At 66.1% G+C, this 17685-nt stretch carries 16 protein-coding genes and 1 pseudogene; 14 read left to right on the top strand and 3 right to left on the bottom strand.

What is annotated here, in order from left to right:
• The first annotated feature begins 88 nt into the window (after positions 1 to 88).
• From radA to ACIGJC_RS08405, 3 genes are all read left to right on the top strand, one after another.
• Positions 89 to 1453, top strand: coding sequence for a DNA repair protein RadA (gene radA, locus ACIGJC_RS08415; protein ID WP_483708307.1), 1365 nt, complete (start codon positions 89 to 91; stop codon positions 1451 to 1453).
• Positions 1454 to 1456: 3 nt separating this feature from the next.
• Entirely contained in the window at positions 1457 to 2029 is a 573-nt protein-coding gene (locus ACIGJC_RS08410) for a GNAT family N-acetyltransferase (protein WP_483708306.1), read from the top strand.
• A gap of 162 nt (positions 2030 to 2191) precedes the next feature.
• Positions 2192 to 2677, top strand: coding sequence for a disulfide bond formation protein B (locus ACIGJC_RS08405; protein ID WP_483708305.1), 486 nt, complete (start codon positions 2192 to 2194; stop codon positions 2675 to 2677).
• Between the two features lie 93 nt (positions 2678 to 2770).
• On the opposite strand, the gene ACIGJC_RS08400 is transcribed toward ACIGJC_RS08405, so the two are convergent.
• Positions 2771 to 4702: an ATP-binding cassette domain-containing protein gene (locus ACIGJC_RS08400; protein WP_483711497.1), complete on the bottom strand. Its 1932-nt coding sequence runs from the start codon at positions 4700 to 4702 to the stop codon at positions 2771 to 2773.
• A 254-nt stretch (positions 4703 to 4956) separates the two neighbouring features.
• On the opposite strand from ACIGJC_RS08400, the gene ACIGJC_RS08395 reads away from it, so the two are divergent.
• The 10 genes from ACIGJC_RS08395 (at position 4957) to ACIGJC_RS08350 (ending at position 16256) form a co-directional block, all read left to right on the top strand.
• On the top strand, positions 4957 to 5934 hold the full coding sequence (locus ACIGJC_RS08395) for a MurR/RpiR family transcriptional regulator (RefSeq protein ID WP_483711496.1): 978 nt from the start codon (positions 4957 to 4959) through the stop codon (positions 5932 to 5934).
• Between the two features lie 6 nt (positions 5935 to 5940).
• Positions 5941 to 6915 carry an isoaspartyl peptidase/L-asparaginase family protein gene (locus ACIGJC_RS08390; RefSeq protein WP_483708304.1) on the top strand — a complete coding sequence of 325 codons (975 nt, stop codon included), beginning with the start codon at positions 5941 to 5943 and terminating at the stop codon, positions 6913 to 6915.
• Between the two features lie 56 nt (positions 6916 to 6971).
• A complete protein-coding gene (locus tag ACIGJC_RS08385) occupies positions 6972 to 8861 on the top strand; it encodes a dipeptide ABC transporter ATP-binding protein (RefSeq protein WP_483708303.1) in 1890 nt (629 codons plus the stop codon).
• A gap of 28 nt (positions 8862 to 8889) precedes the next feature.
• The gene (gsiB, locus tag ACIGJC_RS08380) at positions 8890 to 10446 is read left to right on the top strand and encodes a glutathione ABC transporter substrate-binding protein GsiB (RefSeq protein ID WP_483708302.1); all 1557 of its coding nucleotides are present in this window, start codon (positions 8890 to 8892) and stop codon (positions 10444 to 10446) included.
• 79 nt (positions 10447 to 10525) lie between these two features.
• Positions 10526 to 11446: a glutathione ABC transporter permease GsiC gene (gene gsiC / locus ACIGJC_RS08375; RefSeq protein ID WP_483708301.1), complete on the top strand. Its 921-nt coding sequence runs from the start codon at positions 10526 to 10528 to the stop codon at positions 11444 to 11446.
• Positions 11447 to 11461: 15 nt separating this feature from the next.
• A complete protein-coding gene (gene gsiD, locus ACIGJC_RS08370) occupies positions 11462 to 12373 on the top strand; it encodes a glutathione ABC transporter permease GsiD (RefSeq protein ID WP_483708300.1) in 912 nt (303 codons plus the stop codon).
• Between the two features lie 22 nt (positions 12374 to 12395).
• On the top strand, positions 12396 to 13418 hold the full coding sequence (locus ACIGJC_RS08365; RefSeq protein ID WP_483708298.1) for a DmpA family aminopeptidase: 1023 nt from the start codon (positions 12396 to 12398) through the stop codon (positions 13416 to 13418).
• Positions 13415 to 14233, top strand: coding sequence for a M55 family metallopeptidase (locus ACIGJC_RS08360; RefSeq protein ID WP_483708296.1), 819 nt, complete (start codon positions 13415 to 13417; stop codon positions 14231 to 14233). The genes ACIGJC_RS08365 and ACIGJC_RS08360 overlap by 4 nt, the downstream gene beginning before the upstream one ends.
• A 102-nt stretch (positions 14234 to 14335) precedes the next feature.
• Entirely contained in the window at positions 14336 to 15100 is a 765-nt protein-coding gene (locus ACIGJC_RS08355) for a hypothetical protein (RefSeq protein WP_483708295.1), read from the top strand.
• 73 nt (positions 15101 to 15173) lie between these two features.
• On the top strand, positions 15174 to 16256 hold the full coding sequence (locus ACIGJC_RS08350; protein ID WP_483708294.1) for a M14 family metallopeptidase: 1083 nt from the start codon (positions 15174 to 15176) through the stop codon (positions 16254 to 16256).
• A gap of 14 nt (positions 16257 to 16270) precedes the next feature.
• Here ACIGJC_RS08350 and ACIGJC_RS08345 read toward each other — a convergent pair.
• A pseudogene (locus tag ACIGJC_RS08345) lies at positions 16271 to 16489 on the bottom strand (GPW/gp25 family protein); the annotation flags it as partial.
• Between the two features lie 50 nt (positions 16490 to 16539).
• Here ACIGJC_RS08345 and ACIGJC_RS08340 point away from each other — a divergent pair.
• Entirely contained in the window at positions 16540 to 16731 is a 192-nt protein-coding gene (locus ACIGJC_RS08340) for a hypothetical protein (RefSeq protein ID WP_483708292.1), read from the top strand.
• Between the two features lie 19 nt (positions 16732 to 16750).
• Here ACIGJC_RS08340 and ACIGJC_RS08335 read toward each other — a convergent pair whose 3' ends face one another.
• Entirely contained in the window at positions 16751 to 17650 is a 900-nt protein-coding gene (locus ACIGJC_RS08335; protein WP_483708290.1) for a LysR family transcriptional regulator, read from the bottom strand.
• Positions 17651 to 17685: the final 35 nt, after the last annotated feature.

Raw genomic sequence — 17685 nt, 5'->3', positions numbered from 1 at the left:
CCCGGCAAGGATCGACCTGTCCTGACGGCCGGCCGCCCACGGATGGCCGGCCGTGGCGTTTCCGGCACTCACCCTCAAGGATCTTCCGTTGGCCAAGACCAAGACCGTCTACACCTGTACCGAATGCGGCGGCACCGTGCCGCGCTGGGCCGGCCAGTGCCCGCACTGCAACCAATGGAACACGCTGGTCGAGACCGTGTCGGAGGGCAGCACGGCGGGCAAGCGCTTCCAGCCACTGGCGGCATCGGCCACGGTGCTCAAGCTTTCCGAGATCGATGCCGCGGACGTGCCGCGCTTTTCGAGCGGGATCGACGAATTCGACCGCGTGCTCGGTGGCGGGCTCGTCGCGGGCGGGGTGGTGCTGATCGGCGGCGATCCGGGCATCGGCAAGTCGACGCTGCTGCTGCAGGCGCTTGCGAACCTGGCTGCACAGCGGCGCGTGCTCTATGTGAGCGGCGAAGAGTCCGGCGCACAGATCGCGCTGCGCGCGCAGCGCCTGGGGGTGGAGAGTCCGACGCTGGGCTTGCTCGCCGAAATCCAGCTCGAGAAGATCCAGGCCACGCTGGAGGCGGAAAAGCCCGATGTGGCCGTGATCGACTCGATCCAGACGCTTTATTCCGAAGCCCTGACCTCGGCGCCGGGCTCGGTCGCGCAGGTGCGCGAATGCGCGGCGCAACTGACGCGCATTGCCAAGAGCAGCGGCACCACCATCATCCTGGTCGGCCACGTGACCAAGGAGGGCAACCTCGCCGGTCCGCGCGTGCTCGAGCACATCGTCGATACGGTGTTGTATTTCGAGGGCGATACGCATTCCTCGCACCGGTTGATCCGCGCATTCAAGAATCGTTTCGGCGCCGTCAACGAACTTGGCGTGTTCGCCATGACGGAGCGCGGCCTGCGCGGCATCAGCAACCCGTCGGCGCTGTTCCTGTCGCAGCATGAAGAGACCGTGCCGGGCTCCTGCGTGCTGGTGACGCAGGAGGGCACGCGCCCGCTGCTGGTGGAGGTGCAGGCGCTGGTCGATACCGCCAACGTGCCCAACCCGCGCCGCCTGGCCGTGGGCCTGGAGCAGAACCGGCTGGCGATGCTGCTGGCCGTGCTGCACCGGCACGCGGGCATTGCGTGCTTTGACCAGGACGTGTTCCTGAATGCGGTGGGCGGCGTGAAGATCACCGAGCCCGCGGCGGACCTGGCCGTGCTGCTGTCGATCCATTCGTCGATGCGCAACAAGCCGCTTCCGCGTGGCCTGGTGGTATTCGGCGAAGTGGGCCTGGCCGGCGAAATCCGTCCCAGCCCGCGCGGGCAGGAGCGGCTGAAGGAAGCCGCGAAGCTCGGCTTCACGCTGGCGGTGATTCCCAAGGCCAACGCGCCCAAGCAGAAGATCGACGGGCTTGACGTGATCGCCGTTGAACGCATCGAGCAGGCGATCGATCGCGTGCGCCATCTCGACTGACCGATGGCCGATCTGATCGAAATCGAAACCGCGCGCCTGTGCCTGCGCCAATGGCGCGACGCCGACTATGCGCCGTTTGCTGCGTTGAACGCCGATGCCGAGGTGATGCGCTACTTTCCCGCGCTGCTGACCCGCGCGGAGAGCGACGGGCTGGCGGCGCGCTGCCGCGAGAAGATCGACTCGTTGGGCTGGGGCTTCTGGGCTTGCGAGCGCAAGGCGGACGGCGCCTTCATCGGCTTTGTCGGGCTCAACGTCCCCGCGGCGACCTTGCCATTTTCGCCCTGCGTGGAGATTGGCTGGCGCCTGGCGCGCGACGCATGGGGGCAGGGCTTCGCCACCGAGGGCGCGCGTGCGGCGCTGGCGGTGGGGTTTGAACAGATTGGCCAGGAAGAGATCGTTTCATTCACGGCGTTGGCCAACCAGCGCTCGCGCGCGGTCATGGAACGTCTGGGCATGCATGAGGAAGCGATCCCGTTCGAACACCCTGCGCTGCCTGAGGGGCATCCGCTACGGCTCCATCGCCTTTTCCGCCTGTCGCGTGACAAGTGGGAAGCCGGGGTGCAGCGTTCCAGCTGAGGCCATGGGCATCCCTGCGGCAATCCGCCACATGGCACGAGCCGGCGATTCGCGCGTCCGCCAAAGAGGACATTTCGCAAAATCGGTAATAATGCCGACCAACAGCCGGAGCGGCCCCGCGCCGGCAACCTGGCCACAGAGATCCCGATCCATCCACCGTTTATGCAAGCCAATTCCCGCGCCTATTTCCTGCTGATTGCCATCATCTCGTTCGGGATGGTTGGCTTTGCGCTCTACCTGCAGTTCGAGAAGGGGTACCAGCCTTGCCCGCTGTGCATCATGCAGCGGTTCGCCTTTATCGGCATCGGCCTGTTCTCGCTGCTCGCGGCCATTGCGCAGAACACGCGTTCGCTGTGGCAGGGGCTGGGCATGCTGTCCGGCGTCGGCGGCATTGCCGTGGCCGTGTACCACGTGTCGCTGCTGCTGAACCCCAAGGCGAGCTGCGGCATCGACCCGCTCGAAAACTGGGTCAATGCCTTGCCGACCGCCAAGGTGCTGCCGCAGGTGTTTTATTCCGATGGCCTGTGCACTGCGCCGCTGCCGCCGGTGCTGGGCCTGTCGGTGCCGGCCTGGTCACTGATCTGGCTGTTCATCCTGACGCTGACGCTGGCGGTCGGGTTGATCCGGCGCGAGAAAAATTTCCGCTGAGGGAAAACAAAAAAACCGGCGCATCAGGCGCCGGTTTTTCTTTCTACCCACGACCTTCGATAAGGTCGTGGCAAGGGAGGGGACTAAAACCCTTCACACAATCTGCTCGATCTGCTCCTGCAGTTCCAGCCATTTCTCTTCCAGTGTTTCCAGCTCGCCATTGACTTCGCCCTGGCGCTTGAGCATTTCCATCAGCCTGGACTTGTTGGCCTCGGCATAGCTGGTCTCGTCGGCCATGAACTGGTCGATCTCTGCCTTGGCGGTCTGCAGCACCGCCATGCGCTTCTCCACCTTTTCCAGTTCCTTGGTGAGAGGCTTGCGCAGTTGCGCGAGGCGTTGTCGTTCGTCGGCTTCGGCACGGCGCTGGTCCTTGCGGTTGACCCCCGCTGACGCACCGCCCGATTCCGCCTGGTGAGCGGCCACGGCGGCATTGCGTTTGGCTGCGGCTTGCTGGAGCAGCCAGTCGCGGTAGTCGTCCAAATCGCCGTCGAACGGCTTGATGGTGCCGTCGGCGACCAGCATGAACTGGTCGGCGGTGGCGCGCAGCAGGTGCCGGTCGTGCGAGACCAGGATCAGCGTGCCTTCGAACTGCGCCAGCGCCATGGTCAGCGCTTCACGCGTGTCGAGGTCCAGGTGGTTGGTCGGCTCGTCGAGCAGCAGCAGGTTGGGCTTCTGCCAGACGATCAGCGAGAGCGCCAGCCGGGCCTTCTCGCCGCCCGAGAACGGCTCGATCGGCGCGGTCGCCATGTCGCCACGGAAGTTGAAGCTGCCGAGGAAGTCGCGCAGCTCTTGCTCGCGCGTGTCCGGCGCCAGCCGGGCCAGGTGCTGCAGCGGCGAGTCGTGATCGCGCAGCGTTTCGAGTTGATGCTGGGCGAAGTAGCCGATCTGAAGCCCTTTGCCAAGGCGCAGATTGCCAGTCAGCGGATCCTGGGTGCCCGCCAGGGTCTTGACCAGTGTCGACTTGCCCTGGCCGTTGGCGCCGAGCAGGCCGATGCGCTGGCCGTTCTGGATCGACAGCGCCAATTTGTGCAGGATGGTCACCGGCGGATCGGCCTCGGCATAGCCGCAGTCGACGCCATCCAGCACCATCATAGGATTCGGGGCCGCATCGGGTTCGCGGAACTCGAACGCGAAGCCGGCCGCGACGTGGACCGGCGCCAGCCGCTCCATCTTTTCAAGCGCCTTCACGCGGCTTTGCGCCTGGCGCGCCTTGGTGGCCTTGGCCTTGAAGCGCGTGATGAACGATTCGAGGTGCGCGATTTCCTTCTGCTGGCGCACATAGGCCGATTGCTGCTGCGCCATCTGCTGCAGGCGCAGGGTCTCGAACAGCGTGTAGTTGCCGCCGTAGCGGCGCAGCTGCTGGTTCTCGATATGGACCGTGACATTGCAGATCGCGTCCAGGAATTCGCGGTCGTGCGAAATCATGACCAGGGTGCCCGGGTAGCGCGCCAGCCAGTCTTCGAGCCAGACGATGGCGTCCAGATCCAGGTGGTTGGTTGGTTCGTCGAGCAGCAGCAGGTCGGACGGGCACATCAGCGCCTGCGCCAGGTTCAGGCGCATGCGCCAGCCGCCCGAGAACGATGACACCGGCTGCGACACCTGCGCCAGCGTGAAACCCAGGCCCAGCAGCAGCGCTTCGGCACGGGCCGGCGCGGTGTAGCCGTCGGCATCGGCAAAGCCGGCATGGGCCTCGGCCTCCGCGCTGCCGTCGCCGACCGCTTGCGCTTCGGCGATGGCCGCTTCGATCTCGCGCAGGCGTGTGTCGCCGTCGATCACATAGTCCACCGCGCTGCGGGCCACAGCCGGCGTTTCCTGCGCCACGTGGGCAATGCGCCACTGCGCCGGGACGGACAGGTCGCCGCCATCCGGATGCAGCTCGCCGCGCAGCATCGCGAACAGGGTGGACTTGCCGCTGCCATTGGCGCCGACAAGGCCCACACGCTCGCCCGGATTGAGCGTCACGCTGGTGTGGTCGAACAGCACCTTGGTGCCGCGCTGGAGGACAAGCTGGTCGATTCGGATCACGAGGAAGGCAGGAACGTCGGTAACGGGGCAAACGGCGGAAAGCGGCGCGAAAGCGCGAGGCAGCCCGGCATAGGCGCTGGCCGGCATTGTAGCGTTTCCAGCAGGCACCCCCCGTGCGGATAGCGGCGAAGCCTAGGGATTACCCTCGAACAATGAAATCTCTATTTTCTTGTTTTGCGTCTGCGTGTAAATTAATTTTCATTGCAGACTTGTGACTGATGCCTGATTTTCCACATCGGCCTATGCCCGACACCATGCCGGATGGCACCTCGATCTCCGAACGTATTGCACGCAGCCTGCCTGCGCTGACGCCCGCACATCAACGCATGGCCGAGTACGTGCTCGCCAATCCGTTCCGCGCGGCGACCATGCGCATCGACGAGTTTGCGGCCGCGGTACAGGTGTCGGTCGCCACGGCCAACCGCTTTGCGCGTGCGCTGGGGTTTGACGGCTATCCGCAGTTCCGCGCGGAACTGGTGCGCGGATTCGAGGCGACGCTGGCACCTGTGGAGCGCCTGCGCTCGGAACTGGAGCGGCCGTCCACGGCTGCGGAAGCCTTCGCCGCATCGCTGGACGATGCCGCGGCCAACCTCGAGGCCACGCGCCGGGCATTGGACGCGGATGCCTGCGAACGCGCGGTTTCCGCGATTCTTGCCGCGGATCGTGTCTATATCGCCGGCTTCGGTGCCAGCGGTTATCTGTCAGGCCTGCTGCAGCACGGGCTGGAAATGCATTGCCGCGTGGTGACTTCCGTTGCGGGTGCGGGCGGCGCATCGCACGCGGCGCGCCAGCTGTTCAAGCTGAGCCCGGCCGATCTCGTGATTGCCATTGCCTTTCCGCGCTATGTGTCCGACACGGTAGTACTGGCCCAGCGCGCCAAGGCACGCGGGGCGCAACTGCTCGCGCTGACCGACGGCCCGACGTCGCCGCTGGCGCCGATCGCCGATATCGCGCTCTACGCGCAGGCCGCCAACCGGCTGTCCGCCAATTCCGACGCCACCGTGCTGGCCCTGATCGAAGCGCTGTGCGGCGCCGTGGCGCACCGGGCCGAGCGCCCGGTCAAGGCCGCTGCCGAAATGACCGAATTCCTCCTGCCCTGGCTGTACGGCGCCCATGCCGGCAATACCGGTAGCGCGGCCAGCACGCCGGCAGCGCAGCCCTTGTCGCAAGCCGGCGGCGAAGGCGAGCCCGGTGCCGTGCGCCGCAACTCTTCCAAGCATCTCAAAGCGTAGCCTCCCATGAACCAAGCAGTCATTGCCATCCACGGCGGCGCCGGCACCATCACGCGCAACGCCATGGACCCCGCCCGCGAACGCGAATACACCGAGGCACTCGAACACGTGCTGCTGGCCGGCCAGCGCGTGCTGGCCAGCGGCGGCACCGCCGTCGATGCGGTGACCGAAGCCGTGCGGCTGCTGGAAGAGTGCCCGCTGTTCAACGCCGGCAAGGGCGCGGTGCTGACGCATGCCGGCACCTACGAACTCGATGCCGCCATCATGGATGGCGCGACGCTCGACGCCGGCGGGGTCGCGTGCGTGACACGTCTGCGCAACCCGGTGCTGGCCGCGCGCGCGGTGATGGACCACAGCGAGCATGTGCTGTTCGCGGGAGAGGGCGCCGAAGCCTTCGCCCGGGCACATGGGCTGGAACTGGTATCGCGCGACTACTACTACACGCAAGCCCGCTACGAGCAATGGGAGCGTGCCCGCGCGGTGGAGGGCATGGCGCTGCTAGATCACGATGCCGCCACGCTGGCCGCGCGTGCGCTCTCCGGCAAGGCTGATCCGATCGATCCGGACAGCAAGTTCGGCACGGTGGGCGCCGTGGCCTGCGACAGCTTCGGCAACCTGGCCGCGGCAACGTCAACGGGCGGTGTCACCAACAAGCAGGTGGGCCGCGTCGGCGATACGCCGCTGATCGGCGCGGGCTGCTATGCCGATGACGTGGCAGCCGTTTCGGCCACGGGCACCGGTGAAATGTTCATCCGCACCGTGGCCGCGCACGATGTCGCGGCGCAAATGCGCTATGCCGGCCTGTCGCTGGAAGAATCCGCGCGCCGCGTGGTCATGGAGAAGCTGCCCGCCATTGGCGGCCGCGGCGGCCTGATCGCGGTGGACCGCGCCGGCAACGTCACGCTGCCGTTCAACACCGAAGGCATGTACCGCGGTTTTGCCCGCGCGAGTGGCCCGGTGAGCGTGTCGATCTACGGCTGACGCCCGACGCGCGCCGTTCCCTTTCAGCAATTCCCGCAGCAATCCAAGGGGTGCCAGTGGCTGAACTCTCTTCCCAAGCAAACATTGAGCTGCCGCCGCAGCGCGTGGTGTCGGTGGACGGCCTGACCGTCCGCTTTGCCACCTCGGAGCGTACCGTCGAAGCCGTGCGCAACCTGTCCTTCCACGTCGACCGTGGCGAGACGCTGGCCGTGGTCGGGGAATCCGGCTCCGGCAAGTCGGTGACCTCGCTGGCGCTGATGCGGCTGGTCGAACATGGCGGCGGCAAGATCGTGTCGGGCAGCATGGCGTTGCGCCGGCGCAGTGGCGAGATCATTGACCTGGCGCGCGCTGGGAATGCCACGCTGCGCAGCGTGCGCGGCGCGGACGTGGCGATGATCTTCCAGGAGCCGATGACTTCGCTGAACCCGGTGTTCCCGGTGGGCGAGCAGATCGCGGAATCGATCCGCCTGCACCAGGGCAAGAGCCGCTCCGCCGCGCGCGCCGAGGCGCTGCGCATGCTGGAACTCGTGCGCATTCCGGAAGCGAAGCGCGTGCTGGACCGCTTCCCGCACCAGTTGTCCGGTGGCATGCGACAGCGCGTGATGATCGCCATGGCACTGTCGTGCAAGCCCGCATTGCTGATTGCCGATGAGCCGACCACCGCGCTGGACGTGACCATCCAGGCCGAGATCCTGCAATTGATCCGCGGCCTGCAGGCGGAGATGCACATGGGCGTGGTGTTCATCACGCACGACATGGGCGTGGTGGCCGAAGTGGCCGACCGCGTGCTGGTGATGTACCGCGGCGAAAAAGTGGAAGAGGGTAGTTCGGATGAGGTGTTCCGCGCCCCGGCACATCCCTACACGCGCGCGCTGCTCTCCGCCGTGCCGCGACTTGGCGCCATGCAGGGCACCGACCTGCCGGCCAAGTTCCAGTTGCTGCAGGTTGGCGATGCCATACCTGTGCCAGCGGCGCCGCAGGACACCGTGTCTCCGCAAGCCACGCCGATCCTGCGCGTGCGCGAGCTGGTGACACGGTTCGACGTGCCGGGCGGCCTGTTCGGCCGTGTTGCGCGGCGCGTCCATGCGGTCGAGAAGGTTAGCTTCGATCTCTATCCGGGCGAGACACTGGCGCTGGTCGGCGAGTCTGGCTGCGGCAAGTCGACCACCGGTCGTTCGCTGCTGCGGCTGGTGGAAAGCCAGAGCGGCACGGTCGAGTTCGGCGGCCAGGATATCAGCCGCATGGAAGGCGCCGCCTTGCAGCACCTGCGGCGCAATATCCAGTTCATCTTCCAGGATCCGTTTGCCTCGCTCGATCCGCGCGTGCCAGTCGGCTATTCGATCATGGAGCCGCTGCTGGTGCACAAGGTCGCAAGCGGCAAGGAAGCCGAGCAACGCGTCGCCTGGCTGCTGGAGAAGGTCGGGCTCGATGCTTCGCATGCGGCGCGCTATCCGCACGAGTTCTCGGGCGGGCAGCGCCAGCGCGTTTGCATCGCACGCGCACTGGCGCTCAACCCGAAGGTGGTGGTGGCCGACGAGTCGGTGTCCGCGCTGGACGTGTCGATCCAGGCCCAGATCGTCAACCTGATGCTGGACCTGCAGCGCGAGCTGGGCATTGCCTTCCTGTTCATCTCGCACGACATGGCGGTGGTGGAGCGCGTGAGCCATCGCGTGGCGGTGATGTACCTCGGGCAGATCGTCGAGATCGGCCCGCGCCGCGCGATCTTCGAGAACCCGGAGCACCCGTACACGAAAAAGCTGATGGCGGCCGTGCCGATCGCCGATCCGTCGCGCCGGCATCTGCGGCGCGAACCGCTGTCCGATGAAATCCCGAGCCCGATCCGTGCGGTCGGCGACGAACCGGTGGTGCACCCACTGGTGCCGGTCGCCGGCAGCGCAGGAACCGGCCACTTTGTTGCCCGGCACGCCGTTGGCGGTGCCTACTGAAACGCAAGTCAATCCAAGGAGAATCGAGATGTCTGCACGGATGGTTTCGCCCAGGCTGGTAGCCGGGCTGCTGATGGCCGGCGCGATGGGCGCGCTGGCGCCGGTGTCCGCCTTTGCCGCCAAGGATGCGGTGATGGCCGTCGCTTCCACGTTCACCACGCTGGATCCGTACGATTCCAACGACACGCTGTCGCAAGCCGTGTCCAAGAGCTTCTACCAGGGCCTGTTCGGCCTGGACAAGGACATGAAGCTGGTCAACGTGCTGGCCGAAAGCTATGACGTCAGCAAGGACGGCCTGGCCTATACCATCAAGCTCAAGAAGGGCATCAAGTTCCACGACGGCACCACCTTCGACGCCGCCGCTGTGAAGGCCAACCTCGACCGCGTGACCAACCCGGCCAACAAGCTCAAGCGCTATACGCTGTTCAACCGCGTTGCCAGGACTGATGTGGTGGACAGCAGCACGGTCAAGGTCACGCTGAAGGAGCCGTTCTCGCCGTTCATCAATGTGCTGGCACACCCGTCGTCCGTGATGATCTCGCCCGCGGCGCTGCAAAAGTACGGCAAGGAGATTGCCTTCCATCCGGTCGGCACCGGCCCGTTCGAGTTCGTCGAATGGAAGCAGCCCGATCACCTGAAGGGCAAGAAGTTCGCCGGCTACTGGAAGACCGGTTATCCGAAGATCGACACCATTAACTGGAGGCCCGTGGTCGACAACAACACGCGCGCGGCCATCATGCAGACCGGCGAGGCGGACTTCGCCTTCAGCATTCCGTTCGAGCAGGCCGCGGTGCTGAAGAACAGCCCCAAGGTGGACCTGGTCGCCGCGCCGTCGATCATCCAGCGCTACCTGAGCCTGAACACGACGGTCAAGCCATTCAATGATCCGAAGGTGCGCCAGGCGATCAACTACGCGATCAACAAGGACGCGCTGGCCAAGGTGGCTTTTGCCGGCTACGCCGTGCCCGCCGATGGCGTGGTGCCGGCGGGCGTGGACTACGCCGAGAAGCTCGGTCCGTGGCCGTATGACCCGGCCAAGGCGCGCGCGCTGCTCAAGGAGGCCGGCTATCCGAACGGCTTCGAGACCACGCTGTGGTCGGCCTACAACCACACCACCGCGCAGAAGGTGATCCAGTTCGTGCAGCAGCAGTTGCAGCAGGTCGGCATCAAGGCCAGCGTGCAGGCGCTGGAAGCCGGCCAGCGCGTGGAGAAGGTCGAAAGTGTGCAGAAGCCGGAAGACGCCGGCGTGCGCATGTACTACGTGGGCTGGTCGTCGTCGACCGGTGAGTCCGACTGGGCACTGCGTCCGCTGCTGGCCTCGGAATCGATGCCGCCGAAGCTGCTGAACACCGCGTACTACAAGAACGACCAGGTCGACGCCGACATCGCCGGCGCGCTGCGCACGACCGATCGCGGTGAGAAGGCCAAGCTGTACAAGGACGCGCAGGAACGCATCTGGAAGGACGCGCCATGGGCTTTCCTGGTGACCGAGAAGGTGCTGTTCGCGCGCAGCAAGCGACTGACGGGCGCGTATGTCATGCCGGACGGCTCGTTCAATTTCGACGAGATCGATATCAAGCAGTAAGCAGTAAGCCGAGTGTGGCCGCCGGCCCGCGTCGCGGGGGCATGGGCGGGCGGCCCGCGGCCTTTCCATCTAAAGCGTCATGCTGAACTATTTCCTCAAACGATGCCTGGGCGTGATCCCCACACTGCTGATCGTCGCGGTGCTGGTGTTCCTGTTCGTCCACCTTCTGCCCGGTGATCCGGCGCGCCTGGCGGCAGGCCCGGAGGCGGACCAGGCCACGGTCGAACTGGTGCGCAAGGACCTGGGACTGGACAAGCCCATGCCCCAGCAGTTCGTGCACTTCTTCTCGAACGCGGTCCGAGGTGAGTTCGGGCATTCGCTGCGCACCAAGCGCCCGGTCAGCGAAGAGATCGGCGACCGCTTCATGCCGACGCTGTGGCTGACCATTGCATCGATGGTCTGGGCCGTCGTGTTCGGCATGGTGATCGGCATCTGCTCGGCGGTGTGGCGCAACCGCTGGCCTGATCGCCTGGGCATGACGCTTGCCGTGTCCGGCATCTCGTTCCCGGCCTTTGCACTGGGCATGCTGCTGATGGAAGTGTTCTCCGTCCAGCTCGGCTGGCTGCCGTCGATCGGCGCCGAAAGCTGGAAGCACTACATCCTGCCGTCGCTGACGCTCGGTGCCGCGGTGGCGGCGGTGATGGCGCGCTTCACCCGCGCCTCGTTCGTCGAGGTGCTGCAGGAAGATTTCGTGCGCACCGCCCGTGCCAAGGGCGTGCGCGAGACCGTGGTCGTCGCCAAGCACACGCTGCGCAACGCCATGATCCCGGTCGTGACCATGATGGGCCTGCAGTTCGGCTTCCTGCTGGGCGGCTCGATCGTGGTGGAGAAGGTCTTCAACTGGCCGGGCCTCGGGCGCCTGCTGGTCGATGCCGTGGAGATGCGCGACTACCCGGTGATCCAGGCCGAGGTGTTGCTGTTCTCGCTCGAATTTATCCTGATCAACCTGGTGGTGGATTTGCTCTACACGGTGATCAATCCAACCATCCGCTACAAGTAAGAGAGGGAGGCCGGCATGACAGAGATTTCCACGCCCGCCGCCAGCCCGGCAACCGCGGCAGCCGCGGCGCCGCAAGCCGTGCGTACGCCCTGGACCGAGTTCTGGCGCAAATTCCGCAAGCAGCACCTGGCGCTCGGCGCCGGCGCGTTCGTGCTGCTGCTGATCGTGGTGGCGATCCTGGCGCCGCACCTGGTGCCATACGACCCCGAGAACTTCTTCGACTACGACGCGCTCAACGCAGGCCCGTCCGCGGCCCACTGGATGGGCGTTGACTCGCTCGGCCGCGACATCTTCAGCCGCATCCTGGCCGGCACGCGCATCTCGCTGGCGGCGGGCTTCCTGTCCGTCATCATCGGGGCGCTGATCGGTACGGCGCTGGGTTTGCTGGCCGGCTACTATGAAGGCTGGTGGGACCGCATCGTCATGCGGATTTCCGACGTGCTGTTCGCGTTCCCGGGCATCCTGCTTGCGATCGGCATCGTGGCGATTCTCGGCAATGGCATGGTCAACGTGATCTTCGCCGTGGCCATCTTCAGCATTCCGGCCTTTGCGCGCCTCGTGCGCGGCAATACGCTGATGCTCAAGCAGCTGACCTATGTGGAGGCCGCGCGCAGCATCGGCGCATCGGACTGGACCATCCTGATGCGGCATATCCTGCCGGGCACGGTGTCGTCGATTGTGGTGTATTTCTCGATGCGCATCGGCACATCGATCATCACGGCGGCAAGTCTCTCGTTCCTCGGGCTCGGTGCGCAGCCGCCGACGCCGGAGTGGGGCGCCATGCTCAACGAGGCGCGCGCCGACATGGTGACGGCGCCGCACGTCGCGATCTTCCCGAGCCTGGCAATCTTCCTGACGGTGCTGGCCTTCAACCTGCTGGGCGATGGCCTGCGCGACGCGCTCGATCCCAAGATCGACCGGCGCTGACGACATGCAGAGGAAACAGGTAATGGCGCCGTTCATCGGCACGCTGCCCGCAGGCGCGCGCAACAGCATCACGGACGTGGCCGGTGTGACGGTCGGCCATTGCACGCTCGATGCCGGCGACCTGCAGACCGGCGTGACGGTGGTGCGGCCGCATAACGGCAATCCCTACTTGCAAAAGGTGCCCGCCGCCTGCGCCGTGATCAACGGCTTCGGCAAGAGCGTAGGCCTCGTGCAGGTGGAGGAACTGGGCGTGCTGGAGACGCCGGTTGCACTGACCAACACGTTCGCTGTCGGCGCGGTGGCGCAAGCGCAGATCCGCGAGGCGATCGCGGCCAATCCGGAGATCGGCCGGGCGCTGCCGACGGTCAACCCGCTGGTGTTCGAGTGCAATGACGGTTACCTGAACGATATCCAGGCCTTGGCGGTCAACGGTGGCCACTATGAGGCGGCCTGTACTGCTGCCAGCGCGGACGTTGAGGCCGGCTCGGTCGGGGCCGGGCGCGGCATGTCGGCGTTTGGCGTCAAGGGCGGCATCGGCACGGCTTCGCGGCTCGCCGGCGGCTACTGCGTCGGCGCGCTGGTGCTGGCGAACTTCGGGACGCCGGAATCTCTCGTCGTGGCAGGCCGGCATGTCGGTGGTGCGCTGGCCGCACGGCTCGCGGCACGGACGCCGGAGCCCGAGAAGGGTTCGATCATCATGATCGTGGCCACCGACGCGCCGCTCGATGCGCGCCAACTGCGCCGGCTGGCCCTGCGCGCAGGCGCGGGCCTGGCGCGCACGGGGTCGGTGTACGGGCATGGATCGGGCGATATCGTGCTGGCGTTTTCCAGCGCGTACACCGTGCCGCACCATGCCGCAGATCCGATGCCTTCCGTGGCGCTGCTGCACGAAAGCCGCCTGGATCCGCTGTTCCGCGCGGCCTCCGACAGCGTTGAGCAGGCCATCCTCCACGCGCTCTGGCGCGCCTTGCCTGTGCAGGGCCGCGATGGCCACGTGCGGCAGGCCTTGCTGGACGTCATGCCCGAACTGCGCAATCCGACATGAAGCTGCTGATCTCTACCGACATCGAAGGCATTGCCGGTGTCTTTCACGCCGAGCAGACCCGCGCCGGAAACGGCGAGTACGAGCGCGCGCGCGCGTGGATGACTGGCGAAGCCAACGCCGCGGTGCAGGGCGCCTTTGAAGCCGGCGCCACCGAGGTCCTGGTCAATGACTCGCACGGCGGTTTTCGCAACCTGTTGCCCGACCAGATCGATTCGCGTGCGCAGCTCGTGCTGGGCAAGCCGCGCTACCTCGGCATGATGGCCGGCGTGGAAACGGGCTGCGACGGCGTGTTCATGATCGGCTATCACGGCCGTGCGCAAAGCCGGGGCGTGCTGGCGCATACGATCAACAGCGGCGCGTTCGCGCGGGTGTTGCTGAACGGGCAAGAGCTGGGCGAGGCCGGGCTTTACGCTGCGTTGGCTGGCGAGTTCGGCGTGCCGGTGCTGATGGCGAGCGGCGATAACGTGTTTATCGGCGAGACCCGGCCCCTGATGCCGTGGGTGCGCTATGTGCAGACCAAGTCGGCGGACGGCTTCGGCAGCGGCAGCACGCTTGCGCCGGAGGCGGCGCGCGATGCTATCCGCGACGCGGCTGCGGTGGCGGTGCGCGAACGGGCCACGGCCCGCGCGTTCCGAATCGATGCGCCGGTGAATTGCCGGCTCCAGACCCAGACCCCCGCGCACGCGGATCTGTTTTGCCAGTGGCCGACGCTGGAGCGCGTGGACGGTGTCACGCTGACCTTCGCGGCGGACTCGGTGCAGTCGGCGGTGCGCATGCTGAACTGCCTGTCGGCGATGTCGTTCATGCTGAAATAGCGGAACCTGGCCGGTCGCGGCACGATCGGCGACAATAACCGGTTCGGCTGAGTGGTCAATCAGTAGATGGGGCCAGCCGCTTTTACCCGCTATACCGCACACATGACCCAGGCACAACACGGGGGCTGGATTCCCGTACGCAAGGACTTCGTCGACCTCGACACGCGCTGCCACGCGCGCGGCACGACCGGGCGCCACCATGGCTTTCCCGATGGCCGGGCCTACATCCTGCGCGACGCGCAGGGCCACGAGTACCCGTTCGGTGAAGCCTGCGCCCAGGCCGCTTTGGTCCATCCGGCGCTGCTCGTGCAAGTGCCTGACTATACCGAGCGCGACGTAGTGCGCCAGTCGGAGGCGCTGGATGCGTCCCTCGCTGCTGCCAGGACGCCGCGCCGCCGGCCCACCGCTGCGCAGCGCGATGCCGAGCAGCGCCTGGCGGCCATCCGCTACCTCGTGCTGCGCATGGAAAAGGTCGCGGCCGTGCCGCGCGTCCAGCCCACGGTGCGTTTTGCGCCACTGCAGGATGTCTACGAGCAATTCCAGCGTACCGGCGATATGAGCCGGGCACAGGTGGCCCGCATTCTTGCCATCGAGAAGAGTCCCACGACGCCGCCGCGGCTCAAGGCCACCAATCTGCTCGATGTCTACACCGCCCATGTCAAGCTGGAACGGCTGATCGCGGCCTCCAACCGGCTTGATAACATCCGCTTCCTGCGCAGCCTGCATGACTGGCTGGCGCGCCAGCTCGTCCTGTCGGCCGCGCAGATCGCCGCGGCGGGCATTGAAATGCATCCGCAGGCCTTCAGTGCTCCAGGCATCTGGGGACCCGACGATGCCCGGCCGGGCGCGAGCGGCGAGCTGTTCTGACGCACTGCACGTTGGCAAGGCCTGACGATTTGGCGTCTAATGCGAGCATCTCCGTTCGTGTGGGGCAGTCGCCATGGGCCAGGTTTCGGGTTGCTTTGCCACCAGTTATGCCGAGGCGCGGCAGAAGTTCCTGGCCGCCGCGCGTGCCGCCGGCGCAACACTAGCCGAATTCCCCCATCCGACCCGGCGCGGCAGTGCTGGCGAGGACCTGGCCATGGATATCGCGTGGGTCGGCCCTGCCGATGCGCGTCGCGTGCTGATGGTGAGTTCCGGGGTCCATGGCGTGGAAGGCTTCTGCGGCTCTGGCGCGCAAGTTGCCCTGCTGACCGATGCGGTGCTGCTGGCCGACTGCGCCGAGGCGCGGCTGGGCCTGTTGCTCGTGCATGCCGTCAATCCCTATGGTTTTTCCCATCTGCGCCGGGTCAACGAAGACAACGTTGACCTGAACCGCAATTTCATGGATTTTGCGCAGCCGCTGCCGGATAACGTTCCCTACGCGGAGATCGCACCGATGCTGGTGCCGGCGCACTGGCCGCCGTCCGGCGCGGAGCAGGCGCAGTTCATGAAGGCGGTGGCGGAAAAAGGCATGGACTGGTACCAGACCGCGGTCAGCGGCGGCCAGTACCAGGATCCGCGCGGCCTGTTTTATGGCGGCAACAAGGAAACGTGGAGCAATTACACGCTGCGTCGCGTGCTGGCGCGCTTCGGCAGCGGCCGCAGCAGCTTGCGCTGGATCGACATCCACACCGGACTGGGGCCGTGGGGCTATGGCGAGCCGATCTGCATGGGGCCCGACGACGACGCGCAACTCGGGCGGACCCGCGCCATCTGGGGCAACGAGGTGACGTCGATCTATGACGGTTCGTCCACATCCTCCCGGCTATCCGGCCTGGCCTGGCAAGCGGTGCCGGGCACGTTGCCCGATATCGACTATGCGGGGATCGCGCTGGAGTTCGGCACGCTGCCCGTTGCGGAAGTCCTGGATGCCCTGCGCGCCGACCATTGGCTCTATCTGCATCCGGAAGCTGACGAAAACCAGCGCACCCTGGTCAGGCAGGCCATGCGGCAGGCCTTCTATGGCGATGCCGACGACTGGCGTGCAGACGTGGTCGAGCAGGTGACGGCAGCTGTCCGGAAGGCTATGCGCGGGCGGTAGGGCGGTGGTGTGTTTCAGTCTATGTCTTGCGAAGCCTTCGGCAGCTTGAGCCGCGTCTGGCCATCTGGCGTGAAGTGTGTGCCAAATCTCACCAGCCCGGCCTGATGCAGATGACAGGTCATAAGCATGCCGGGCTCGGTCTCTCCGATCGTCAGGTCGATCGCCTTCAGCCTCGGCTCATGGCGCAGCAGCGTGGCATCTATCTCGCGCTTGAGGGTGTGCGAAGTTGGCGGTCAAGGATGTGGTGCTCCGGCGAGGCGCTGCGGTGAGCATCAGCGAACCCATGAAGAATGACACCGAATATGTCGGTGTGGTCGCGTTGTTTCGGGAAGCCGGAAAGGATGCCGTGTGGAAACTTGCGATCCCGAAAGCGCAGTGGAAGAAGACAGACCCGATGAAGATTGAAGTCCGGGACAACATGCTCGAAGTGGGCGGGTCGGAGTCCATCAAGCGAACGGCTCCCCAGCAGAGCTGAGTCAAAGTCACTGAAGAACTCAAATATCCGCCCGCTCGCACCACGCCACCACCGCATCCCGAAAATCCTGGCATATCGGCGACAAATAGCCCTCTGCACGCCAGAAGATCTCCAGTTCGTGCTGCCACGCCATGCCGGGGCCTTCGATGGCCTCAAGCCCTTGCCCTTCTGCCTGCTTGAGGATGCGTGGCGGCATGATGCCGAGCAGGTCCGAATGGCGCAGCAGTTCGCCGAACGCAACCGGCGATGCCGTGCTTTCCACGGCCACACGCGGTGGCGGCAAACCGACGGCGGTGAAGCGCTCCTCCAGCCATTGCCGCAGGTAGAGCGAACTCGCAGGCACGGCCCAGCGCTCTTCGGTCAGGTCCGCCAGCGTATGAAACCGCGCGCGGCGCGGGTGCTCGCTGCGCGCCACAATCTGCATCGTCAGCGGGCCTAGCGGCAATCCACATACATCCTCGGGAACGACGGTGGGACGCGCGGCCAGGATCAGGTCGACGTCGCCGTTCTGCAGCACCGCCACCAAGCGGGCGCTCAGGTGGGTTTCGATCGAAAACACGGCAAGCGGCCGGCTCACGAAGAACTGCGCCAGCAATGGCGAGAGCAACGAAGGTACCAGGTACGGGATGGCGCCGATTCGCACCGTGCCGGATTTGGCCACGCGCTGTTCGGCCAGTTCCTGCTGCATATCGCTGGCGGCCAGCGAGATCCGCCGCGCATGCGCATGAAGGGTCTTGCCCACGCTGGTCAGGATGAGGCCCCGCGGAGTGCGCTCGAACAGCGGCATGCCGGCCTGCGCTTCCAGTCTCGCCAGTGTCTTGGACAAGCCCGACTGCGTCACGCCCAGCGCGGTGGCGGCGCGGTGCAGGTTGGCGTGCTGGGTCACTACCAGGAAGGCTTCCAGGTCCTCGAATCGCATCGCGTCGGCTGGGGGAGGGCGCAAAAGTGGGGTCG

The sequence above is a fragment of the Cupriavidus sp. C3SS-1 genome, from assembly GCF_057073755.1.
The sequence above is the reverse complement of the archived record's forward strand: the minus strand, read 5'-3'. Positions and strand labels throughout refer to the sequence as shown.